Origin of the sequence: Allotamlana fucoidanivorans (assembly GCF_045788535.1) — a bacterium.
GTDB lineage: Bacteria > Bacteroidota > Bacteroidia > Flavobacteriales > Flavobacteriaceae > Allotamlana > Allotamlana fucoidanivorans.
The window spans coordinates 3575898-3600423 of the sequence record NZ_CP074074.1 but is presented as its reverse complement, the minus strand read 5'-3'; the positions used below and the strand labels follow the sequence as shown (position 1 = coordinate 3600423).

Sequence of the window (24526 nt, the reverse complement as noted above, 5' to 3'; positions counted from 1 at the left end):
AATTTTAAATGTCTAGTGATTTTCTATATAAGGTATTTAGCTTTTCAAGCAATGCCTTTTCATTTCCACCGTTCATCATATATTCTCTAATAGGCGCACCGGCTCTATCTTGAAAATACATGTGTCCGTTATAACGTGGGCGTAAAAATGCTCTATCTAAACTAGGTAGTGTATTTTTGAAGAAGTTGGCCGTTAAACTATTGGTATGCTCATCGGTCCAGGATTTTCTATGACCAGGCTGCCCACCATTATCAAAGAATATGGTTTTTTGGCAAGCCTCAGAAGCCGTATATTCTACATACTTCATTACAGTTTCAATTTCTTTGGTATTTACAGAAACAGCTAAACCTGTGCCACCTAAGGTTGAAATGGCTCTTCCGTACCCCTTAATATCAACCATATCGTGGAAGTGCAATGCTTTTCTAGCATACCCATTTCGGCTGTAGTTTGTATACCCATAAGCCCAAGGACAATACGCATACTTATCCGTTAAGGTCATGGCTTCATAGACTTGAATGGGATTCCAATTAAAAATTTGATCATCCATTTCTACGGCTAGCTCTCTCAACATTTTTAAGGCTTGAATACCCATGTCCTCACTTACAACATGCTCTTTTGACGTACACACATCTTCACCCATGGTACAACACATCATATAGAAATTCATCAATGTATCTTGGGGAATTCCTGGCATAATGACTAAACCTTGTTTCGCTAAATTTAGTAAATCGTCATAGGTTTCAGGAAGAGTTAAGCCTTTAGCTTCAAATAAATCAGGTCGGCTTGAAGCCACAGGAGTAGCAGCATCAACTGCTAGAGCCCACTGATGACCATTTGATGAGTAACTTTCATGTGATCTCCCTACACTATTTTCATCTAAATCTTTCATAAATGATTTTGGAAGATATTCATCTAAAGCAAGAATAACATTGTTTTTTCCAGCAAAACCAGCCCAAGGATGGTCAATAATTAATAAATCATAGCGCTTGGCTAATTCGTTAATTGGTTCATCGGCAAAGGCTTGTAACGAACGTTTTTCCCACGTAATATCTACATTGGGGTTTAATTCTGAAAAGCGTTGTGCAGTGGCAACAACAGATGTAAATCCTCTACTGTGATTCCATGTGATACCTTTTAAGTGTATGCGTTTTGTACTCATATTATTTAAATCTATTTCTTTTTTAATGATTTGTAACTATTTCTGAACCTAATTGACTACCATATGCCATAATAACAAAGGAGGTCACTAATACTATAAGTGCAAATACTAAGGTTAAGTAAGTGCGTTTTGTTACTGCTTTCCATTCTTTCATCACAATGCCTACAACGTAACTAAAAAATATAAGCATTGACATATGAAGTACCCAACTGGCAAATTTATAGGCACCCATTTGTACATGACCTATACCGTAGAAGAAGAATTGGCCATACCATAAAGCCCCACTTAAAATAGACATGGTCAGGTTTAGTATGAAGTTTTTTTGCCCTACACCTTTAACATCAACAAGTTCTTTTAATGTACCATTTTTTAAACCAGCTACTGTAAACCAAATGAAGTTAGTAATAAAGGCACCGCCAGTTGAGAGTATTAAATTGGCATTACCTTCAAAATTACCTGCACCATATTCTCCAGCTATTTTGGCAACAGGAGCTCCTACTTCTAATGAAATACCAAACACTGCAGAAAGTATACCAGCTATAACCGTTAGTGTAAGTCCTTTTTTCATATTGAAAGTTAAAGGTTTCTCATTATTGGCACTGTTGTTTTTTAGGTCTTTTTCTTTTCGGTATCCAGCAACCCCACAAATAATAATACCTATTAATGCCATGAACATACCAAAGAATATGGTATATCCTCCTGGGCCATATAGCTTATTTGAAAATTCACCGTGCATAATTAATGGCACTATGGTACCTAGGATAGCTGAAATACCAATAGAGATTGTATATGTTAGTGAATACCCAATGTGTTTTATAGCAAAGCCAAAACACATACCTCCAAACCCATAAATAGCACCAAGTAGTGTGGCATTAATCAATACCTCACTTGATGCTTTTGAGAAAACATCTAAGAGATTGGGTACGGTTAAAAAACCAATAAGGAAAGGAAATATAAACCAAGCAAAAGAAGCTTGAACAATCCAATAGGAATCCCATGACCATTTTTTTACTTTTTGGTAGGGGACGTAACAAGTTGATGCAGCAATACCGCCTACGGCGTGAATCAAAGTTCCTAAAATTGGATTAGCCATGCTATATTTAGTTTATAAGTTTAATGTATTTTATATACAAAAATAAATTTTATATATGAAATTTCAAAAGGAATTTAGTTTTTATTACTTTTGATTCTCAACTTATACACATGAATTCAGAAAGTCCAAAATACAATGCACCGGCCTTAGATAAAGGTTTAGATATTTTAGAATACCTATCAGAAGAAGGTGTACCTTTGTCTCAAGCAGAAATAGCTCAAGGTATTAATAGGACACCAAGTGAAATATATAGAATGTTGGTGTGTTTAGAAGAGCGTGGTTATGTAATTAGGGAGTCAAACGCGGGAAAATATAGACTGTCCTTAAAAATGTACAGCTTATCACATAGGCATACGCCTTTTGATGAATTGAAACGTGTAGCTCAATACCCTATGCAGGCACTTTCAGAAATTACACGACAATCCTGTCATTTGAGTATTATGAATGATAATAAATTGCTTGTTATTTATCAAACAAGAAGTCCTAGTGCGGTATCGCTTTCCATAGAAGAAGGAACTCATTTTCCGTTATCAATGACTACATCTGGTAGGGTTATTTTGTCTATGTTTCCAGAAGAAGAGGCTATATCTATTTTATCAAAAGACGAGTATTATAAAAATTGGGATCAAGAAAGGCAAAATACGCTAATAGAAACCATAAACGAAATAGGAAAGTTAGGTTATCGTTCTGCAAAAAGTAAGCTTACAGGAGGTGTGACTGATATTGCGGTGCCTATTGGTTTAAGGGGAACCGATTTAAAAGCTGTTTTGGCTGTTTCTCTTTTTTCTTCAAACTTAGAGGACTCTATAAATTTAGATGTCATACTAGGCGAATTAAAAAAAGCACAAAAAATAATTAACGAACTTATTGGAGCGGTATAGATTGATGTTAATATGTGGACTTACAACAAAAAAATGTACTATAAATTGAATTACTATGCAGCTAGTTTCTGGTTATACATATCTAATTCAAATTCTGTTATGGTTCTATTCCCTAAAAAGGAATGCCTTCTTTTATTATTGTACCAGACTTCTATCTCTCCAAAGATGGACTTGCAACAAAAAATGGAAAATTTGGGTGTTTCAGGCAAATCTATGTATTTGTTTTGAACTAAGCATAAAAAAACGGTTTAGTGAAGACTAAACCGTTGATTATGAGTGATTTGTGTTTCGTAGCGAGATCGAGATTTGAACTCGAGACCTCCGGGTTATGAATTCAAAGGAGCGTTTTTTTACAACGCTTTTACAGGGCTCACAAGCTATTTTTTTATCAAATCGTATGCAAAATCGTATGCAGATTTTAGCCTTCGGGTTATCATTAAATTTTAGCCAATTTAGAGATTATTTTTCAATATTGAAAACTCATTTTATCTCCCCAAAAATATAATTTTAAACAGGCCTCTAACAGTCTTATTGATTTGCTAAACCAAATGGTTTTTCTACTCAGGCGTTTCAAATCTGTTCTTAAATTCAAATTGAAACTGTAGCCTTCCCTAAAAATGTAGCCTATCCCATGTAAGCTTCCCCAAAAATCAAACTACTTTTAAAACGAAAAAATGAATAATTTTGGAAAAACTAACAGTTCTATTTAGGGGAAGTCGACATTTAAGCGTTGGCATTTTCTTCATTTGTTTTTTCTTTTAATTTCTCTTCTGCGATTTCCATAGCAAAAGTGAAAAATAGTTTTACGGCTTTAGTAAACTTAAATTTGTTGCCATCCAAAACAATTAAATTTTTGCCACGCCAAGTTTTTAAAAACTTTTCAAATTCGGAAACAGTAGTTTTTTCTAATATTTCCCATTTACTTGATTGTCTTAATAGTTCTTCTGTTTCGTTTATGTCAAAGGAACCTAATTCAATTTTATCTCTAAAGTTTTTCCCTGAATAATCTAGCTCTCTTGACAGAATTGCTAAAAACAATGTAAAATCTCTAGTTCTTTTTTCGTTCACTTCATCGGAAGATAAGTAGGCAAATTCCGCTTCGATGTTTAGGATATAGTTAAACGATTTCATAAAAAAATCAGAATAGTCGTCTTCTAGTTCTTGAATTTTGTAAAACAAAGGACTTGGTGAAATAATGAACTTACCATCTAATAATTCACTTACTATTTTATTATGCTCATTTGGGTATTCTCTCATATACTTTCACTTTAGGTATTTTAATTGAAGCATCTTTTAAATCAATTATTTTTCTCTCGTCAGTTTTGTATTCTGCTATTAAATCATCTTCTAACAAAAGATTAGTTAGAGAGAAAAATTTTGATAATGTGATTTCATCAGTATGCTTTTTTAAAGCATTAAAGCACCATAAATAAAAATCATCAACTTTATCTTCATTTAGCAGCTGTTCTTTAAAATATGTAGAATCAGGAAGCCATTCTAACTCTTCAATTTGTTCTTCATAATATACATCAGAAGTTTTGTAATTAAATTGGTCAACAAAAAATTCAGCTTCGCTATGAAATTCTTTGAAAAGGGCGCTTCCTTTAGTCTTTTTAATTGGACTAGGAATAGCAACAACATAGTTTTCAGGGTAATCTACATTTTCTACAAAATGATAAAATCCACTTAAAATAATTGAATCACTTTTGATTCTATCTAACAATGGTCTTAACTCTCTTGTTAGTTTTTGTAAGTTTTGGTCTAATTCAGCACGAGCATAAACAACTGCACCATATAGTTTTTTATATTCTCTTTTAAGTTTAAAACTGTTTGCTATATACTGTTTTTCATTCGTGTATTTTTGAATTTCAACTAAAGCAGAATAGAAGGACTCTGGATGCCCTTTTTCTAGAATTTTATTTAATGGCTCAATATATTCATCAATCCAAAAAACTGCTTTTTCTAACCTTTTTGATAAATCTGAATATTCATCTGCATTGACTTTTAAAGATTCTGTATCACTTAAAAGTCTTTGAGTTTGTCTATGAATATCGTTTAAGAAAACATCTATTACTTTTATAATGTTTTGAATTAAAATAATTGTCTTGCTTGTTTTAGTCTCTGTTTTTAAAGCCGAAAATAATTCAAAAATGGTTTTATACCTTTCTTTTAAGGTTTGTGGTAAATCAAGCGTAAAGTCATCAAAGAGAAACTGTAAGAAATCTGCATAACTTCTGTTTATTTTAAAATCTTTAGTTGGTAACTGTCTGCAAAATTTGACATCTATTAGTTTAGATAAAGATATTTTGGGCTCATTACTAATGTTGTATTCTTCAATTAACTTTTCTAAAATATCAATATCGATAATAAAGTCAGGTTTACTATAATTAAATGCATCTTGTACAAATTCGTAATGATTTTGCAAAAACTTAAGTATGTATTTTCCTGATAATTTAATCATTCTGAAATTTTACGAATAGTGCTTGTTGCTCTAAAAAGCGTTTAGTTTTATAAATATCTGTTCTAATTTTTATAACATTTTCATCAACGGATTCTTTTACTTCTTTAGTTGGGTTTTGTTCTCTTCCTTGTTTGGTTCTAATAGTTCTAGAGTACATTTTAAATAGCTCTTTATAGTTTGATGGAACGAACAGTTTTGCATCAGGAAACACTTTTTTAACCATTAAGTAATTTTGTAAACCTTTAAAATCATAATCAGGAAAAATTAATACGTTTTTTGTTTTGAATTTATTTAAAACTGATTTTCCTAAACCTCCATAAGTATGAATAAAAACAAAATCTTTTCCGATTACTTTTTCTGCCAATAAAAATGAATCGAGATTCTCAACAATGCAAATTCTTTCAGTTTCTAACTCATTAACTTGTGCTGAAAAAGTTCCGAACTGATTTGTAAATTTCTCTAATTCTACAACTTTTGAATTTATGAGTATATTTTTAAATCCTCTTGCTAATATTACATTTTGGCTAGTCCTTTTACTTGCTTTAGTATTTCTGAAAGTTCCAATATTGCCAATTGCAGAGTAACTATCTCGAAGTTCTTTAGGAAACTTGCTTTTGAAATAACGTTCTAAATTTTCTCTATCGTTCAAGAGGTAACTTCCACCACCTGATATAGCTTGTGAATACTTAATGAACTTACCATTAAGTAATGTTTTAAAGTCTCCACTTTTTTTAACTGATGCACTTATTGAAGAGGAATTTATTTTTTCCTCTTCAAGCATTTTAATTAGAAAGTTAAAAAAAGTTTTATTCTGCATCTCTATAAATTACTGGGAATGATTGTAGTTCTCCAAATGAAATTTTTCTTCTTTGGTTTTTGGAATCTTTTTGAGGCTCTTTGATTAAATAATATTTTTCGATTCCCTCAACTTTTCTTGGTGCTGCGAAAATTGGTACGAAGTGATTTGCTTTACAGAATTGAATTAAGTGCTTTACATTTTTTTGACCTATTGCGTCAAGTTCGTCCACGTATATGATAACTCGATTTTCAGAATTGTTGTGAACCAATTCTTTAAGAATATTTAGAAATAGATATAGTTTAAGTACAATATTAGTTCCTCTCGATTGAACTTGCTTTGAAAGGTCAATAGTTTCTGTTTTTCCTGTAACCTTTGTTATTTCTACGTTTATTTTAAACAAATCAACAATATTGATGGCTTTTCCATTATTGTTAGAAAGTTGTCTTTCCAAAGCATCTTTAGATTCCTCATATGAGTATGTCTTTCCAAAGTCTAATCTTTCTGATAATTTAAGTTTAGAAATTTTGTCTAAATCATTGATTAAATCTTCATTCTCTTCAATTTTAACTTTAACACCCTGAATATTAGAAATTGGATATTCTGCTAACTTTTGGTTATAGCTTCTTGACACAAAAGTTTTAAAATCTCTAAATTGTGTTAGAAAAGAATCTGTCGGACTGCCAATTTCGTGTGAAAGTGTATCTAAAAGCCCATCAATAATTTTTTGAGATTGAGGTATGTTAATGATTTCTTCATCAACATCACGAATAAATTTTTTAATGTCTTTGACATCCATTTTTAGAATGTCATTCAATTCATTTTTTAGAGAATTCCGATTTTCTTTTATGCGTATAAATTTTCTGTATTTTGATTGAAAGTCATCATAAATATTTTCAAAATCTATTTCCAAAATTTCTTCAATTTCATAAATATCAGTTGTTTCTGATATTATTTGATATTGATTTTTGAATACTTTAAGGTCATTTTGATATTTTTTACGTTCTTCAATTTTTAAGGATAAAACGGTTTTGGTTTTGTCAATTTCCAAATCCTTATTTGTAATTTTATCGATTACATCCTTTAGACTCTTTTCGATTAAACCTATTTCTGTTAGGTTACTCTCGATTTTAGAAAGTAATTCGGGTTTTTTATCAATTCGTTCAATGAATTCAGTTTTGGTTTTGATGGACGTTTTTAAATTTTCGATTTCTTTCTCAACTCCTTTTCTGTTTTGAACAATCTTTAATTGAGAGTTTTTTTCGTTTAATTCTTTCTCTTTAGAAATAAGCTCGTCTTTAAGTTGATTGATAGTCGGTAATTCTGTTTCAATTGTAATATCTGAAATATCAATTAGTCCATCAAAAAACTGTAATGGGGAATCAGATTTTGTTATCGGTTTTTTAATCTTTGATTTATCAAGTTCCGCTACATCGCAATTTAGAAAGGAATAAACCTTTTTTATTGTGTTTTCATCTTTTGAAATATTTTGATATAGTAAATTGTCAAAACGAGTTATTGCATTTTTCTTTTTTTCAATATCGTTTTTAAGGTTTTTGATTGTACTTAAAATCTCTTTTTCTGTAAACCGACTACGTTCTAATTGGCTTAATTGCGATATTAATTCCGTTAGATTTCCCTGTTCTTCTATAAGATTATTTTTTAATCCTTGATAGAGTAAGTTCTCGGCACTGGGCTCATATTCCTTTAATTCATCTAATTCTTTAGATAGATTTTTGTTTTCTGTTTGAATTGCTGTTGACTTATTTTCATTAGTTGTTTTTAGAGCAATTAATTCATCCCTTTCATCCTTTAGAGTTGTATTGATTTTAGTTTGTAGATTTTTAACCAAAACAGAAAGCTCACTATTTTCATCTATTTTATTAGATAATTCCTGTTCAACTTTGTCAAATTTCTTGAGGAAAGTATTTTTTAATTTCCCTAAAATTGATTCGTGACTGATAAATTCGTCATTAAGTAGTTTTAGCTTTTCAAAATCTGGTTTTATTGAAATAAGACGTTGAAGATGTGTTTTCTTTTTTTCAAACTCGTCAATTTTCTCGAAACTTGTACTTGAAAGCACATTCAATGGAAAGTGTTGTTGTCCATCCGCAACCAAAAGAGCATTTTTAAAAGATTTTTCGTTAATGTCACTTGTCCTAATCAAATGTCTATATATGTCAGTAAAACTGTTTGAGAAGGATTTTCTTCCGTTTCTTTTCACGGATTTTTTAAGCCAAACTACTGGGTTTTTATTTTTGTCTGAATTATAAACTAAATTGTATAATTCCTCATTTGTTAGTTTTATAGGAACATCAGTAGGATTTTTTAATGTTAGATTTTGAAGAACATCACTCCATTTTCTTGCTTTAAATTTATTGTTTTGTGTTTCTACAAAACACAATTCGTCATATTCTCCTGTGATTTTATAATATTCAATTGTATTTTCTGGCGTTGCCTTTACAAGAATAGAATAGTAGCCATTTTTAATAATTTCAAAAATTATAAAGCTGTGTAAACTTGTCCCGTCAAAGTAATGTTTCATTGAGTCAGAAAGTTTTCTATCGTCCTCAAATCTCATTTGGTCTTTGTCTGTTATGTAAAGAAAATTTAAAGCATTGATGAAAGAGCTTTTTCCGACATTGTTTTCAGCCGTAATTTGAATACTTGCACTTTCTCCAATATAAATACTTGCTTTTGCGTATAGTTCAGAATTTATAATTATAATCTTATTTAGCATTCTTTCATTTCTGTTTTTTCGAGCGTTGGCAAAAAACAGCCCTTTTGGTTTTTTAAGCGTTGGCTTTTGTGTCGGTAAAAACCAAATGTGCTGTTTGTGCGGCTGGTTTCATAGCTGTCTAGTCCTGAAATATGGCTACAGGTTAAAAATTGATTTACGCTGTTTTTAAATATACCATATTTGGTGTTTTATAGTCTAAAGATACATGTAATCTAATTTGGTTGTATAGATTGATTGCACTTTTTGTTGCTCTTTTGGCGTGTTGTATGCTATCAAAGGTCTGGTCAAGATAAAACTCGTCTTTTAGGATGCCGTTTACACGTTCAGCAATAGCGTTTTCGTAGCAATGATTTTCTTCTGTCATACTAATTTTGATGTTGTTTCTCTTTAAAATTTGTGTGTATATATTGCTACAATATTGTATGCCTCTATCCGAGTGATGTATTAGGTTTTCTGTGTTTTTAGCTTGATATAATGCTTTTTTAAGAGCTCTGGTACAACCGCTAAGTTCAAGGCTATCACTAAGGTCGTAACCTATGATTTTTCTAGAATACATGTCAGTTATAAGGGCCAAGTAGCAAAATCCTTTTACAGTTCTGATGTATGTAATATCCGATACCCAAACCTGATTAGGTCTATTAACAAGTACATCTTTTATGATGTTTTTATGTTTGTAAAACCTATGAAAAGAATTGGTAGTTCTGTAGCTGGGTTTCTTTCTGGTTATAAGCATATTGTGTTTTCTAAGAATGTTGAAAAGCGTGTCTCTGCCTACTTTAAGGTTTGCTTTATCAAACTCATTTTTTAAAGATATTTTGAGTTTACGTACGCCTTCTCTAGGCAAGGACCTGCGCTTTTGGTTCACAATTTGAATGATCTGTTGTTCAAGTTTTAAACGTTTGTCAGCTCTATATTTATACTTGTAGTACGCATCACGTTTAAGCCCGAAAGCCATACAAATAGTGGTTAAAGACGCAAATCCTTTAGCTTTGTCTTTGGTTTTACTTAGCGCTCTATATTTAGCTTTTTTTTTAGTTCTGCAACAGATTTATAGCCAAGATCTTCGGCAGCAACTTCCAGGTATGAATCTTGAATCATTGCATCTAGATCTTTCTTTAACAACAATTTTTTTAGTTGTTCAATCTCTTTTTGAAGTTCTTTAATGCGTGTTATTTCGTCTTTGGTTTTCACAGTTATTCTAGTGTTCATAAGGTCTTTACGGTTGTACTTTCTTATCCATTCATTAATGGTAGTTGGTGCAATACCGTAGGCTTTCCCTAGTTGATATTTGTTTAGTTTTCCTGTTGTAAGTTCGTCTAAAATTTTCAGTTTAAAAGGTTCTGAATACCGTCTGATTACTTTGTCATTTTTGTACATAATGTTTGAAATTATGTAGCCTTTATTCAGGACGGGTCAAAATGCATTACAACGGTCTTGTGTATGGAAAGTTGCGTGCTTGTGTGCGAGGATTTTCCGAAGGAAAATCAGAAGCTAGTAAGCAAAGCAACTAACATTGGTTAAGCTAAAAATAGCAATTTTTTATACACGGTGTTACCTACAGTATTTTTATTTTTTATAGTTATGGTGAAAATATATTACGTCAAGAAATAATTTCCGATACATCATTTTTTCAAATTTTTTTTCGGGAATACTGTTTAGAGCATTTGCTAAATTTCCATCATTGAAGTTCAGGTCTCCAGATTTTTCAATCTCCCATAAAGATTCCATTACTTTATATTGCCAACTTGTTTTGTCTACAATTTTTTCTCTTAAGACAATTTGGTCGTAGCATTTTAATTGCGCTTGTCCTATGAAAGGTAATAAGAGAAATGGGTCAAATCCAAGTTGCAATTTTAACTTGTCAAAAAAATCAGAATCAATGTCTTTGTTTTTTATTTTGTCAAATAACTTCAGATATCCATTTTTAGTTATATCGGTTAAATAGCCTTCTTTAACTAAAGCTAGTTCCAATAATTTATGGATATTCTTTTTGTCAGTCAGATTTCCTCCAGCTGGTCCGTTTTCAATTCGTTCAGAGTATTTCGATTCAATACAGATTTCAAATTCTTTATCAGCTAAATCTGATGAGCTTTTTTTTGAATCACATGATATGATAAATACTAAAATTATTATTTGAAGCAGTTTTTTCAATATTGTAGGTAACGGTTTGGGTATGATTTCGGCGTGGAATCGTCCGCAGGACTATTCCGCAGAGAAATCAAGCTAATTTAATGTTTTTACTCTCGGTTTTTGCACTGTCGCCACGCTGAATTATAGCCGGTGTTGGCAACTGGCATTTTTTATTCAGTCGGCATTTTCGTCGATATGTAAATCAGTTCATCATAATTATCCGATGTGAATTCCTTTATTGCGCTCGGTTCCGTTATTGTTCCAATTCCGATTATCTTGCTTTGGTCAATTTTTTTATATTCATCGACAGATATTATTTCTCCGTCAAGAACATATAGAGTTTTCTTGTCCGACTTTGTATTTGCTATTTCTCTTTCTTTTAATTTGGTCGTTAATAAAACAACTCCGTTTTTACCTTTTTCTCCGTATATATTTACAGTGTTTTCTTTTTTCAAATATTCAACCTTTGAAATATCTTCTTCAAGTAATAGGAACCAACCGTCATTCATTGTTTCATATTCAACGGCATATCCGTCGATAACCAGTAAAGGATTTTCCGTAAGTGAATTATCGACTTTCACGGAATTAATATAATTCGCCAAGTAAGTGTTGTCAGATTTCTTTTGGTTGCAGGAAATACATAAAAAAATCAGAAGTAATGTTATGGTTTTTGTTATTCGGTTCATTTTTCAGCGTATTTTTTTTAGCTTGTTGCCAACGATCTCGGCTATGAGTAGTTGCGTGGGTTAACACTTAATTTAGCAAGTACACACCAAACTGAAAATCCGCGAGGATTTTCAGAAGTAGGCGAGAACAAGCAATTACTTATAGCCATTGTTGGCAGTAGTTTTTTTTCCGATTAATATTTTTATGTCACTAAATAAATAAGCTCCAGCTATAGCAAGACAGGCAATTGCATAAATTATTTTTCCATCTGGGAAAAGTAAGAATATGGCCAAAAGTATAAGTCCAATGCAAAAAGGATACATAAAAATCCGAGTAATTATTTTTTTATAACTCCATTCTTTTTCAGCATTCTTTTCTTCTGTTTCTATATCTAAAAGGGCATAAATTTTTTCAAGTTGGTTTTGTTTTTCAAAATTATAGACTTTTTGAACAATCAAAATAAGTAACAATAAAATTATACCAAAAAGAGTAAACGGTAACCAGTTATCAATTAAATTACTGCCATTTATAAATTGTATGACAATTAAAAAAATTATAGGTATTAATATTATTAGATTAAATATTTTACCAATTGGATTTATTTTATCAGTAATGTTTATTAAATGATTTTCTGAGTTAAATTCAAATATAAATATAGGATAAGTTGACATATTCCAAAATCCTTGTTTCCAGAATTTTATTTTATTCGAAGTTATTTCACCTTTTGCCTGAAAATCACGTGAAATGACTGTAAGAAAATGATTTTTAACAGTGTCATTTTCTCTTATTTTAATTAATTTTTCAACTTCTTTTTTCGTTATTTCCAAGGTCATTTTAAATTACTGGCAACGTTTATGTATATGGAAAGTTGCGTGTTTGAGTGCGAGGATTTTCCGAAGGAAAATCGAAAGCTAGCAAACGAGTAACTACCAGAGGTTAAACTAAAAGTAGCAATTTTTTATATACTTTGTTATGCACTTTTATTTTTTAAAAATTTTTGATTCTGGATAAAAGTTCTTCCAAGCCCAATTATAGGCAATGGCACTAGGAATCATTTTTCCATTTATATTTTCTGCCCATGCAGTTAACCCAGATTCGTCAAAATGAACATTAAACTTAAATCCTTCTAACTCATAATTAACAGGAGAATTCTCTTTAAATAATATTTCAAAAGGAAAGTAAATAGATGAATTTCCTAGATCTATCCCAAGTCCTAACGTCTCAATTTGATGAAAGTCTTCATATTTAGGTCGACCATCACCTGGTTTCCAGTTAATATAATGAGGTATTTCATCTAAAAATTGAGGAAAAACAGCATTTGTTGTATCCTTATTTATGAGTATTTTGGTATTGGGATACTTATTCTTCCAAAAACTCCAAGTACTTTGAATGGTAGAAACTGATTTTAATTTATCACCTTTAAGTTCTCCTAAAATTCCATTTCCAGATAGTTGATTCCATACTGTGTTAGTTTTTCGGTCAACAACTAATAGATTATTATTATTTAAGCCATACCCAAAATCAAAGCCAGAGGTATTATTGTCATTTTCAAAAACTCGGGCTGTTCCAACAATGGGACACCAAGTTATAGAAAGATGGTTTGATTCGACTTTAAAATTGGCTACTTCAAAGGCAGACATATAACTCAACGGAATTGCAATTTGAGTGTTTTTTAAAGGAATTCCAATTACTAAATCTAAACTATCAATTTTCACATCTTCCTCATTGGCATATTGCAAATTTTCCAATGCATTTTTAACTTCCATATCAAATTCAAGAGGCTCTCCAAAAGGTCTTTGTTGAGCAACTATTTTTATTGTTTTTGGATTCTTTTCAGTCTCTAAATTTGGCTCTTTACGTTCATTTTCTTTACATGAAATTAAAGAAATTAATATGGTTAAAACATATATCCATTTTATATTTTTCATCTGAATTGTTTTTATTAACTAATTGTGCATAACGTTTATGTATAGGATTAGTTGCGTGGTTGAGCACCTAAATTGGCAAATACTCACCGAATAGAAAATCCGCAAGGATTTTCGTAAGTATGCTTGCACTAGCAATTAATTTTATACGGTGTTAGGGCACGTTTTTTTAATCTTTTTTGGCTACTCCTAATAATTCTAATTTATTACTTAAGTCTTTTCCTCTCAAATTAGTTGCAATAATTTTTCCTGTTGGGTCAATTAAGTATGTGGTCGGCCAAGAATTAATGTTATATCCTTCCATACGAGTTGTAGAATCTTCTTCATTAATAGTTGGCCAGGTAACATTATTTTTTGCAATAAATTCGATTATATCTATTTTTCCTCTGATATCAGCTATTCCAATAATTTCTATTTCGTTTCTGCTAAATTTGTCGTAAGCTTTTTTTATATATGGGAATTCTTTAATACAAGGGGCACATGATGTACTCCAAAAGTCAAGAAAAACGTATTTTCCTTTAAATTCATTTAACGAAATTTTCAGGTCATTGAGCACATTTATCCCACTTAATTTTGGGGCTAACATTCCTACTTGATTTGCAATAGGTGTTATTTTATTTTCTGAGTCATTAGAACTTATGGTTAATTTAATTTTATCGTTATTTTGTGAAACTTTGGAATATTGAACATAATAGCCATCTATATTTAAATATTGAGAAGGGTATATATTATGCTTTTGGTCAAGTTTATCAAAATAAGGTTGGTCTTTTACCAAGTAAATAGATTGATTAAAACTAAAGGATTCTGAAAGAATTAAATAATTTTCATTCCCTAGCTTAACTTTACCATATCTGAATTGAGGAAATCTAAAAGATAAATCTTTACTGCGATATTGGTTACTGACAGAAATTAATTGTTTGTCTTTTTTAATTGTTTTACCGTCAAAATATTCGATGTCAACAAATTGAGAGTTATTAATTATATCATCTTGTTTTCTTAAGTCAATTAACAAAGATTTTAATTCGTCATCTGAATAGTCGTTATTATTGTTTGAGTCAACAATATATACTATTCTATTATCAGAAGTTATACCTGAAACTATTGAAATTGTATTTTTAACTTTTTTATTTGTCAAATAAATTGTGTCCTCTAACTTTCTTCTATTTCCTTTAGCTTTTTTTATAAATAAGTCCTTGCTATAAACACCTTGCTTGTAATTTTGGTAGTAGAACTGAAAGTCATTCAAGATAAAAAGGTATTCTTTTACGTTTGTCAATGAGTCGGGTAAATTTTTCATTATGGGGTAGCCTTTCAGCTCTTCTTTACTAATTAAATCTCTTGTAGCGATAACTATACTTCTATTTCCAGAAGGACCAAACCCTTTTACCACTTTATCAAGCTCAACAATTTTTGAAATTGTTTTTGTGGTATCTATTACTATATTTCTGTTTTTAAATTCAGGGTTATTTTCAATTCTTTGAGAGTGAATAGTAACAGTAATGAATAAAAAAAGAGCTAATAATATTTTATATTTCATTTGTATCGTGATTTGGTTTAATGTGCCCTAACGGTTTGGTACATGCTTTCGTTGCGTTTTCTTACGTAAAAATAGCAAATAAAGCCAGATATTTGGCAGTTTTGTAAAACTTTTCGTAAGCAAACAAAAACAAGCAATGAAGTATGTGCATTGTTACCTAATGTTGTGCAACACAGAACAGCGGTTAAAGCACAGAATTAAGCAAATACACCTTATGCAACCGAGGCAGAATGCCAACCAAAATTTGGCAAAAAAACCAAAAATCAGCATGAACTTTGCTGAGAGAAACCGACTTTTTTGGCATTTAGGTTGCAACACAAAATTGAGTACGAACACCTTTTTTGAAATCAGAACGAATCAGAACGCCAGCCAGAAAAAGGGCAAAAAGAAAACTGCTTAAAAATCCGATTAGATTGAGATAAACTAAATTATCGATGACTTAGAAATGACCTTTTAAAGCACCTGAAAGATTTTAAAAAAACCGAAAAACAGCAAAAGAGAAAACAACACATTGGCGTTTAGTTCTCAAAAAAGGACTTGAGCCAAAACTTTGAAAATTAGAACTGATTTTTAGGCAAAAAACCAATATTTTAAACAAGCACCGAATATCGCTCTTGCACTATATTTGGTAACGGTTTGGTACATGCTTTCGTTGCGTTTTCTTACGTAAAAATAGCAAATAAAGCCAGATATTTGGCAGTTTTGTAAAACTTTTCGTAAGCAAACAAAAACAAGCAATGAAGTATGTGCATTGTTACCTAATGTTGTGCAACACAGAACAGCGGTTAAAGCACAGAATTAAGCAAATACACCTTATGCAACCGAGGCAGAATGCCAACCAAAATTTGGCAAAAAAACCAAAAATCAGCATGAACTTTGCTGAGAGAAACCGACTTTTTTGGCATTTAGGTTGCAACACAAAATTGAGCACGAACACCTTTTTTGAAATCAGAACGAATCAGAACGCCAGCCAGAAAAAGGGCAAAAAGAAAACTGCTTAAAAATCCGATTAGATTGAGATAAATAAATTATCGATGCCTTAGAAATGACCTTTTAAAGCACCTGAAAGATTTTAAAAAAACCGAAAAAGAGCAAAAGAGAAAACAACACATTGGCGTTTAGTTCTCAAAAAAGGACTTGAGCCGAAACTTTGAAAATTAGAACTGATTTTTAGGCAAAAAACCAATATTTTAAACAAGCACCGAATATCGCTCTTGCACTATGTCTAGTCCTGAAATATGGCTACAGGTTAAAAATTGATTTACGCTGTTTTTAAATATACCATATTTGGTGTTTTATAGTCTAAAGATACATGTAATCTAATTTGGTTGTATAGATTGATTGCACTTTTTGTTGCTCTTTTGGCGTGTTGTATGCTATCAAAGGTCTGGTCAAGATAAAACTCGTCTTTTAGGATGCCGTTTACACGTTCAGCAATAGCGTTTTCGTAGCAATGATTTTCTTCTGTCATACTAATTTTGATGTTGTTTCTCTTTAAAATTTGTGTGTATATATTGCTACAATATTGTATGCCTCTATCCGAGTGATGTATTAGGTTTTCTGTGTTTTTAGCTTGATATAATGCTTTTTTAAGAGCTCTGGTACAACCGCTAAGTTCAAGGCTATCACTAAGGTCGTAACCTATGATTTTTCTAGAATACATGTCAGTTATAAGGGCCAAGTAGCAAAATCCTTTTACAGTTCTGATGTATGTAATATCCGATACCCAAACCTGATTAGGTCTATTAACAAGTACATCTTTTATGATGTTTTTATGTTTGTAAAACCTATGAAAAGAATTGGTAGTTCTGTAGCTGGGTTTCTTTCTGGTTATAAGCATATTGTGTTTTCTAAGAATGTTGAAAAGCGTGTCTCTGCCTACTTTAAGGTTTGCTTTATCAAACTCATTTTTTAAAGATATTTTGAGTTTACGTACGCCTTCTCTAGGCAAGGACCTGCGCTTTTGGTTCACAATTTGAATGATCTGTTGTTCAAGTTTTAAACGTTTGTCAGCTCTATATTTATACTTGTAGTACGCATCACGTTTAAGCCCGAAAGCCATACAAATAGTGGTTAAAGACGCAAATCCTTTAGCTTTGTCTTTGGTTTTACTTAGCGCTCTATATTTAGCTTTTTTTTTAGTTCTGCAACAGATTTATAGCCAAGATCTTCGGCAGCAACTTCCAGGTATGAATCTTGAATCATTGCATCTAGATCTTTCTTTAACAACAATTTTTTTAGTTGTTCAATCTCTTTTTGAAGTTCTTTAATGCGTGTTATTTCGTCTTTGGTTTTCACAGTTATTCTAGTGTTCATAAGGTCTTTACGGTTGTACTTTCTTATCCATTCATTAATGGTAGTTGGTGCAATACCGTAGGCTTTCCCTAGTTGATATTTGTTTAGTTTTCCTGTTGTAAGTTCGTCTAAAATTTTCAGTTTAAAAGGTTCTGAATACCGTCTGATTACTTTGTCATTTTTGTACATAATGTTTGAAATTATGTAGCCTTTATTCAGGACGGGTCACTATATTTGGTAACGTGTTTGTATATGGTTTGTTGCGTGGTATAGCACATAATTTAGTAAATAAAAACCGAATAGAAAATCCGCGAGGATTTTCGTAAGTAGGCTAGAACTAGCAATAAATTATATACGGTGTTGGCAACTGTATTTATTTTTTTCGATTATGAAATTCAGTCAATATTTTTTCTTTTTCCAAATCCGACAATCCATAATTATTTACCATAAGTGGCGAAGGTGGAAAAGTCCTGTCAAAATTCAAAACATACATCATTAAATATTCACTTATCTGATATCTAACACCAACGCAACCTGATTGATAATCAACCAAATATTCATTATCGGCTATTGCTTTGGAAATCAGTTCAGCTTTTTCTTTGTAGGTTTCTTTTTTAATCAAACCCTCATAAGCAATAGCTTTTACATTTCCGTTTGGATATTTTGTGAGTTTCAGAAGTTCTAATTCCGTTGCATTTTTCATTATCCATTTTCTCCTTTGGATTTCATCTTCTGTTGACCTTGCGCCAACTCCAACAAATCCGCTTGTGATTCCTTGTTCTTTTGCAACTTGAATTGAGTCTTTTATTTCTTTTCTGATGTCATTCCAATTATAAGTCCAACTTTTTTCATAGCCAGAAGATAGCACAGCAATAATTCCAATTCCGATTATTGTCAGAACTGGGAATAAAATCGAAAATCGATTCCGTTTAATATTATTTCTGCGTTTCGTCATATGTCTAGTCCTGAAATATGGCTACAGGTTAAAAATTGATTTACGCTGTTTTTAAATATACCATATTTGGTGTTTTATAGTCTAAAGATACATGTAATCTAATTTCGTTGTATAGATTGATTGCACTTTTTGTTGCTCTTTTGGCGTGTTGTACGCTATCAAAGGTCTGGTCAAGATAAAACTCGTCTTTTAGGATGCCGTTTACACGTTCAGCAATAGCGTTTTCGTAGCAATGATTTTCTTCTGTCATACTAATTTTGATGTTGTTTCTCTTTAAAATTTGTGTGTATATATTGCTACAATATTGTATGCCTCTATCCGAGTGATGTATTAGGTTTTCTGTGTTTTTAGCTTGATATAATGCTTTTTTAAGAGCTCTGGTACAACCGCTAAGTTCAAGGCTATCACTAAGGTCGTAACCTATGATTTTTCTAGAATACATGTCAGTTATAAGGGCCAAGTAGCAAAATCCTTTTACAGTTCTGATGTATGTAATATCCGATACCCAAACCTGATTAGGTCTATTAACAAGTACATCTTTTATGATGTTTTTATGTTTGTAAAACCTATGAAAAGAATTGGTAGTTCTGTAGCTGGGTTTCTTTCTGGTTATAAGCATATTGTGTTTTCTAAGAATGTTGAAAAGCGTGTCTCTGCCTACTTTAAGGTTTGCTTTATCAAACTCATTTTTTAAAGATATTTTGAGTTTACGTACGCCTTCTCTAGGCAAGGACCTGCGCTTTTGGTTCACAATTTGAATGATCTGTTGTTCAAGTTTTAAACGTTTGTCAGCTCTATATTTATACTTGTAGTACGCATCACGTTTAAGCCCGAAAGCCATACAAATAGTGGTTAAAGACGCAAATCCTTTAGCTTTGTCTTTGGTTTTACTTAGCGCTCTATATTTAGCTTTTTTTTTAGTTCTGCAACAGATTTATAGCCAAGATCTTCGGCAGCAACTTCCAGGTATGAATCTTGAATCATTGCATCTAGATCTTTCTTTAACAACAATTTTTTTAGTTGTTCAATCTCTTTTTGAAGTTCTTTAATGCGTGTTATTTCGTCTTTGGTTTTCACAGTTATTCTAGTGTTCATAAGGTCTTTACGGTTGTACTTTCTTATCCATTCATTAATGGTAGTTGGTGCAATACCGTAGGCTTTCCCTAGTTGATATTTGTTTAGTTTTCCTGTTGTAAGTTCGTCTAAAATTTTCAGTTTAAAAGGTTCTGAATACCGTCTGATTACTTTGTCATTTTTGTACATAATGTTTGAAATTATGTAGCCTTTATTCAGGACGGGTCAATATTGTTGCCAACGTCTCGTATAACCGTCAGTTACGGGTTAATATGCGTTAATTTTCGGTTAAGCACAGACGTTAGCAATTCCGAGTGGATTCGGACGTAGTCGAATCCGCCGTAATTGCGGTTATACATTGTTGTACGCTGGCTTTTTTTCATTCCGCTACTAATTCCGTTTTGTTATTTTCCTTTTTAATTAAATATAATATTCTGCCGAAATACATTAAAAATGGAATTCCGCTTCCCAGTGTAATTGCAAATAGGAAATTATCATATTCCCAAGCTCCATAACAAACAAAAAGGAATGAAATCAGCATTAAAGTCAGTCCGATATAAATCCAGTTCTTTTTGTTCAAAATATTCTTTGAAAACAATAGTGAAATTGAAATCAGTTTTCCAATTAAGGAAACCAAAGCAATTAAAATCAGACTACTTTCAAAAGGATATTCTTTCTGAAAATCAAATCCGTTTTTAATCAGAGTCGGAATACTTATAAATTCAAACATTACCATTATTCCGTAACCGTGTCCAGCAGGAACACCAATCAGAATTATTGAGTTCAGAATTAGGGTTATTATTATCGCTCTTTTTATCAATTATAGTTCGGTTTTCAGCTTGCCTACAACGGCCTTGGCTAAGATTATGTTGCGGAAAAATCCGCAGGATTCTTTCCGCCATGAACCAAATATAGCAAAGAAAGAGGAATTTTCGGCAGAAAATTCCGAAGCAATTAATTTTAGCCATTGTTGGTTACCGTAACGACACATTTGAGTGAGCACGAGTTGAAAAATGTCCGAGTTTTTGGTTTTGAGTAAGCTTTTTAATCCGTGTTGTTTGCGTCTGAGTGAAGTCCGTAAAACACAAGAGTGAGCATATATTTTTTACGCAAGAGTAAAGTCCGAAATACGTTTGAGTGAGAATTTAAAAATTTGAGTTTTGTTAGAAAGCGTATTATTTGTTCTATCCAAAATTTGAATCTCAAAATCAGCGTTCCGATTAAGTAAAGTCAGATAAGATTTGAGTTAATAATAAAGGTCAGAATTAATTTTAAAATCCAACGTGAAGTTTGTTCGGAGTTATTGTAACCAACGGTCTTGTATATGAAAAGTAGCGGATTTTACGCACTAACTTTTCGGATAATAACTGACCTTAAATTTGTTAATTTACTTTTGATTGAGCGATTATTCCGCTATTTTTTATATACGTTGTTACCCAACGTTATTATTATTCAAATCAATATTTATGAAGTCATAATTGCATCAACTTCAATCTCAATTAGCCAATCTGGATTGATAAAACGAGAAACTTGCATTACTGTATCAACAGGTTTTATATTTTTAAAATAAGATGCTCTTACTTCAGCCGCATCTTTCCAATCCTCAATATTAATTAACAGCATCCGAGTCCTAACTACATCATTTAGACTTGAACCCGCATTTTCTAATGCGGTTTTGATAGTTTCAAAACATTGTTTGGTTTGTAAAGATATATTTCCAATGCCTACTGTTTTTCCATGTGTGTCCATTGGTGCGGTCCCTCCAATTGTGACATATGGTCCAACACGTACGCCTCTACTAAAGCCAACGATATCTTCATAAGGACTCCCTCCAGAAATTAATTGTCGTTTCATTTATTAATCGTTTTTATTTTTAGTGATGAGTTCATTCTCTTTTTCGAACATTTTTCTTATTAATTCGCCATTGAAAGGTTCTTCATTAAGTGTTTCAGGATTCCATCTGCTGAATTCGGTTTCAAAAAAATCACCACCGTAGATATGAAGTCCACCTGTAAATCTTTTAAGAGGATTTGTAACAGAATGTATTGCAGATGAATTTAATTTAGCTACATCACCAGCGAATAAACATTCAGCTTTGTTAGCTTTTAATCTATTTTCACTACGCTCCCAAAGAATATTATCTTCTCTTCCAGTATAAATTCCAATATTTGCCCACATATGATGATTATGTGGCATCAGATTCATCTGTGGCGCCCAGGTTGCCGCAAATATTGTTAGTTCTTTAGAGCGTAAAAACACTTTCATGCCAACCTTTGTTGGTTCACCAATAGTTTTTAATAATACTTTATGATGCGAAACTGCACGCTGTAAAACTTGTTTTACAGCTTCTTGAGGGTCTGATTCTTTATTGGCGGCAATACAATCTTCAACAAATTTTTGCATTTCCAATAATTCTCCTTCTTCCACTGGGATGATGTATTCTCCAGGGTCTAATGCATCTATGGAAACTTCTGTCATCGCAGAAGTCATAAAAGAAGGTAGTGCCGAAAAACTCAATCCCAACCCTAAAGTTCTAATCATTCCTCTTCTAGAAATATTAGAGTTTTCTTGTTCAGAAATCTTTTGATTTTTCATCTTTTTTGTTTTTGATATTCTTTGTAAAAGCGTTCATTGATAGGAATAGTGTTTAATGCTTCTTCAATAGTATCAATATGTTTAAGAATAGATAAATCTTTATTAAGCATTTTATAAATGGCATCTTCACAACTATCCCAGATCTGTTCCAAATCTGGAAGTAAGTCGATGGACTTTTGTGTCAGTTTAATGTTTAGTTTTCTTTTATCAATTGAATCTTTTTCGGAAACTATAAAACCTTTTGCAGTCATTTTTTTAAGCATAACTACAGTAGAGGGATGGGAATAACCTAACTGTTGCGCAATATCAACCATAGTTAGTGTTTCATTTTGCCTCAATAATTTGAATACCAAATGCCAACTTGGTTCAACATCTATATCAATATGTTTGAAGAACTTTCTTGTATCGTGTAAAATTCTATCACTAATCCGCTTAAGCCTGTTGTCTAACGCCTTGTAGCCAAGTGCTTTAATAAAGTCTTTTTCCATTATAGATATGCATTTAAGCAAATATAGTCAATAAAATAGTCAACTATGTAGTTGACTATATAAAAATTTAAGTATGATTTCGAGACTTTAATTAAATGCTTGTGTTTAATGTTGGGTAACGGTCAGTATATGCAAAGTAGGCGATTGCGGGCATCAAACTTATCAAACCGTAACGCTTTTGAAGCGGGCTACAACTATTGAATTTACTGCTATTTCGCCTATTTTGTATATACATTGTTACAGGGCGTTTTTAAGTATTTCCTCTAATTCGTTCATGGTTTTGTTTCGTGCAATTATTTTTCCATCAGGGGCAATCAATATAGTCGAAGGATAACTTGAAATCTTTAGTTTTTCAATCAATGAGTTTTTGTCTTCTTGATTTTGGTTAACAAAAAGATGTTCCCAATTCATATTTTCTCTACTAATGAAATCCGTAACTTTTTTTGGGTCACTATCATATGCAACACTGACCAATACAAATTTATCATTAGAATACTCTGAATTTATTTTTTTCAGTTCAGGAATAAGCTTTATGCACGGATTACACCATGTCCCCCAGAAATCAAGGAGAATATATTTGTCATGATGTTGTTTTAATTCAAAGACGGAATTATCAAGGTGTTTTGCTTCAAATTTTGGCATATAATGTCCTTCTGTAATTCCAACAGGTTTTGTGTTTTCACCAAGATACTTAATGAATATTTCATCTCCCCAATTTGTAACGGAATCAATTAAATAATCATGACCTTTTACATTAAAAACATCTCCTATTTCATAAGGAATATCACCATTTAATTCTGATGACAATGAATCTGATTGTGGTGTTATAAAAACCGATAATCTATTTGTTGCATAATTTACTCGTGAGAATCCATTTGACACACAAATAATATAGTCCACGCCATTAAAATCAACGTGTCCTTCTTTATGTTCTGGAAAACTTGCAAATAGAAAATATTTCTTCTCAATTTCATTATCTGTATTAAAGGTCAGTCCTAATGAGCCTTTATATGGACTTGGTTTAACCTTAGTTTCTTTAGTTATTAGTTGGCTATTCTCAAAGTAATCAAAATGAACTGTGACAATGGGGAGCGTACTTTCAATTTCTTTCTGTTTTTCATTTGTCAATGGATATTCATATTCAAGAATTTTTTCATTTCCAAAATCCTCATCATTGTCAGTATCAATTATTATAATTCGCTTATTTGATTTTGTGCCTATGAGAAACAGAACTTCACAATCAACTGTCTCATTAGTAAGTTTTGTTGTGTCAATCCTATAATACTTTGCAATATTCTCAAATTGTTCTTTTTCAATGCTTCCATCTAAATATTTATTCCAATAATATTGAGATGGTTGTAATGATAAACTTCTAACAACATATTCATCAATATCTTTAGGGATGTTTTTATATATCAAAGAATCAGTGTTTGGCCATAAAATTACCCTCCCTGGCATAAAAGTTCCATATCCTTCTTGTGAATCCAGTTTAATTCTGAAATCTGTTTTAGAATCCGAACATCCAATTAGTAATATAAAAATTAAATAAATAATTCGTTTCATTATATGTAGAGTGTTTGTTTAAATGCCCTGTAACTTGTTTGTATAAGATTAGTTGCGTGTTTCAAACACCTAATTTAGCAAATACAAACCGAATAGAAAATCCGCGAGGATTTTCGTAAGTAGGCTTGCACTAGTAATTAATTTTATACGTTGTTGGCTGTAGGTGTT

The 24526-nt window shown here is 31.7% G+C and carries 25 protein-coding genes; 1 reads left to right on the top strand and 24 read right to left on the bottom strand.

Annotated features, from left to right (window positions below; genetic code table 11):
* Positions 1-4 precede the first annotated feature (4 nt).
* Positions 5-1159 carry an ABC transporter substrate-binding protein gene (locus KFZ70_RS15300; protein ID WP_139698570.1) on the bottom strand — a complete coding sequence of 385 codons (1155 nt, stop codon included), beginning with the start codon at positions 1157-1159 and terminating at the stop codon, positions 5-7.
* Between the two features lie 22 nt (positions 1160-1181).
* Positions 1182-2252 (bottom strand): L-rhamnose/proton symporter RhaT, encoded by a 1071-nt coding sequence (locus KFZ70_RS15295; protein ID WP_139698571.1) that lies wholly within the window; start codon positions 2250-2252, stop codon positions 1182-1184.
* A 110-nt stretch (positions 2253-2362) separates the two neighbouring features.
* On the opposite strand from KFZ70_RS15295, the gene KFZ70_RS15290 reads away from it, so the two are divergent.
* Positions 2363-3133: an IclR family transcriptional regulator gene (locus KFZ70_RS15290; RefSeq protein WP_139698572.1), complete on the top strand. Its 771-nt coding sequence runs from the start codon at positions 2363-2365 to the stop codon at positions 3131-3133.
* A 466-nt stretch (positions 3134-3599) separates the two neighbouring features.
* On the opposite strand, the gene KFZ70_RS15285 is transcribed toward KFZ70_RS15290, so the two are convergent.
* From KFZ70_RS15285 to KFZ70_RS15180, 22 genes are all read right to left on the bottom strand, one after another.
* Positions 3600-3707 carry a hypothetical protein gene (locus KFZ70_RS15285; RefSeq protein ID WP_407516217.1) on the bottom strand — a complete coding sequence of 36 codons (108 nt, stop codon included), beginning with the start codon at positions 3705-3707 and terminating at the stop codon, positions 3600-3602.
* 149 nt (positions 3708-3856) lie between these two features.
* Positions 3857-4390: a condensin complex protein MksE gene (locus tag KFZ70_RS15280; RefSeq protein ID WP_139698573.1), complete on the bottom strand. Its 534-nt coding sequence runs from the start codon at positions 4388-4390 to the stop codon at positions 3857-3859.
* On the bottom strand, positions 4371-5594 hold the full coding sequence (locus KFZ70_RS15275; RefSeq protein WP_139698574.1) for a hypothetical protein: 1224 nt from the start codon (positions 5592-5594) through the stop codon (positions 4371-4373). The genes KFZ70_RS15280 and KFZ70_RS15275 overlap by 20 nt, the downstream gene beginning before the upstream one ends.
* Positions 5587-6375, bottom strand: a complete 789-nt coding sequence (locus tag KFZ70_RS15270) for a Wadjet anti-phage system protein JetD domain-containing protein (RefSeq protein ID WP_158293230.1) — start codon at positions 6373-6375, stop codon at positions 5587-5589. The genes KFZ70_RS15275 and KFZ70_RS15270 overlap by 8 nt, the downstream gene beginning before the upstream one ends.
* Before the next feature lie 25 nt (positions 6376-6400).
* Entirely contained in the window at positions 6401-9130 is a 2730-nt protein-coding gene (locus tag KFZ70_RS15265; RefSeq protein WP_139698576.1) for a hypothetical protein, read from the bottom strand.
* A gap of 154 nt (positions 9131-9284) precedes the next feature.
* Positions 9285-10085 carry an IS3 family transposase gene (locus KFZ70_RS15260; protein ID WP_407515701.1) on the bottom strand — a complete coding sequence of 267 codons (801 nt, stop codon included), beginning with the start codon at positions 10083-10085 and terminating at the stop codon, positions 9285-9287.
* A 50-nt stretch (positions 10086-10135) separates the two neighbouring features.
* Positions 10136-10507 carry a transposase gene (locus tag KFZ70_RS15255; protein ID WP_099570149.1) on the bottom strand — a complete coding sequence of 124 codons (372 nt, stop codon included), beginning with the start codon at positions 10505-10507 and terminating at the stop codon, positions 10136-10138.
* A 189-nt stretch (positions 10508-10696) separates the two neighbouring features.
* Complete coding sequence (locus KFZ70_RS15250; protein ID WP_139698908.1) at positions 10697-11281, bottom strand: hypothetical protein; 585 nt, start codon at positions 11279-11281, stop codon at positions 10697-10699.
* Positions 11282-11430: 149 nt separating this feature from the next.
* Positions 11431-11946, bottom strand: a complete 516-nt coding sequence (locus KFZ70_RS15245) for a hypothetical protein (RefSeq protein ID WP_139698909.1) — start codon at positions 11944-11946, stop codon at positions 11431-11433.
* Between the two features lie 135 nt (positions 11947-12081).
* Positions 12082-12759 (bottom strand): hypothetical protein, encoded by a 678-nt coding sequence (locus tag KFZ70_RS15240; RefSeq protein ID WP_407515703.1) that lies wholly within the window; start codon positions 12757-12759, stop codon positions 12082-12084.
* A gap of 147 nt (positions 12760-12906) precedes the next feature.
* Entirely contained in the window at positions 12907-13854 is a 948-nt protein-coding gene (locus KFZ70_RS15235; RefSeq protein ID WP_139698896.1) for a DUF3179 domain-containing (seleno)protein, read from the bottom strand.
* Positions 13855-14020: 166 nt separating this feature from the next.
* Positions 14021-15388: a TlpA disulfide reductase family protein gene (locus tag KFZ70_RS15230; RefSeq protein ID WP_139698897.1), complete on the bottom strand. Its 1368-nt coding sequence runs from the start codon at positions 15386-15388 to the stop codon at positions 14021-14023.
* 1261 nt (positions 15389-16649) lie between these two features.
* Positions 16650-17450: an IS3 family transposase gene (locus tag KFZ70_RS15225; protein ID WP_407515701.1), complete on the bottom strand. Its 801-nt coding sequence runs from the start codon at positions 17448-17450 to the stop codon at positions 16650-16652.
* Positions 17451-17500: 50 nt separating this feature from the next.
* The gene (locus KFZ70_RS15220; RefSeq protein WP_099570149.1) at positions 17501-17872 is read right to left on the bottom strand and encodes a transposase; all 372 of its coding nucleotides are present in this window, start codon (positions 17870-17872) and stop codon (positions 17501-17503) included.
* A 184-nt stretch (positions 17873-18056) separates the two neighbouring features.
* Positions 18057-18638: a hypothetical protein gene (locus KFZ70_RS15215; RefSeq protein WP_139698917.1), complete on the bottom strand. Its 582-nt coding sequence runs from the start codon at positions 18636-18638 to the stop codon at positions 18057-18059.
* Between the two features lie 40 nt (positions 18639-18678).
* A complete protein-coding gene (locus KFZ70_RS15210) occupies positions 18679-19572 on the bottom strand; it encodes an IS3 family transposase (protein ID WP_407516215.1) in 894 nt (297 codons plus the stop codon).
* On the bottom strand, positions 19530-19901 hold the full coding sequence (locus KFZ70_RS15205) for a transposase (protein WP_099570149.1): 372 nt from the start codon (positions 19899-19901) through the stop codon (positions 19530-19532). The genes KFZ70_RS15210 and KFZ70_RS15205 overlap by 43 nt, the downstream gene beginning before the upstream one ends.
* Positions 19902-20091: 190 nt before the next feature.
* A complete protein-coding gene (locus KFZ70_RS15200) occupies positions 20092-20532 on the bottom strand; it encodes a hypothetical protein (RefSeq protein ID WP_139698918.1) in 441 nt (146 codons plus the stop codon).
* Positions 20533-21176: 644 nt separating this feature from the next.
* Positions 21177-21566: a RidA family protein gene (locus KFZ70_RS15195; RefSeq protein ID WP_139698844.1), complete on the bottom strand. Its 390-nt coding sequence runs from the start codon at positions 21564-21566 to the stop codon at positions 21177-21179.
* Between the two features lie 3 nt (positions 21567-21569).
* Complete coding sequence (locus KFZ70_RS15190; RefSeq protein WP_139698845.1) at positions 21570-22307, bottom strand: hypothetical protein; 738 nt, start codon at positions 22305-22307, stop codon at positions 21570-21572.
* The gene (locus tag KFZ70_RS15185) at positions 22304-22795 is read right to left on the bottom strand and encodes a MarR family winged helix-turn-helix transcriptional regulator (protein WP_139698846.1); all 492 of its coding nucleotides are present in this window, start codon (positions 22793-22795) and stop codon (positions 22304-22306) included. The genes KFZ70_RS15190 and KFZ70_RS15185 overlap by 4 nt, the downstream gene beginning before the upstream one ends.
* A gap of 237 nt (positions 22796-23032) precedes the next feature.
* Entirely contained in the window at positions 23033-24358 is a 1326-nt protein-coding gene (locus tag KFZ70_RS15180) for a TlpA disulfide reductase family protein (protein WP_139698847.1), read from the bottom strand.
* Between the last annotated feature and the right edge of the window lie 168 nt (positions 24359-24526).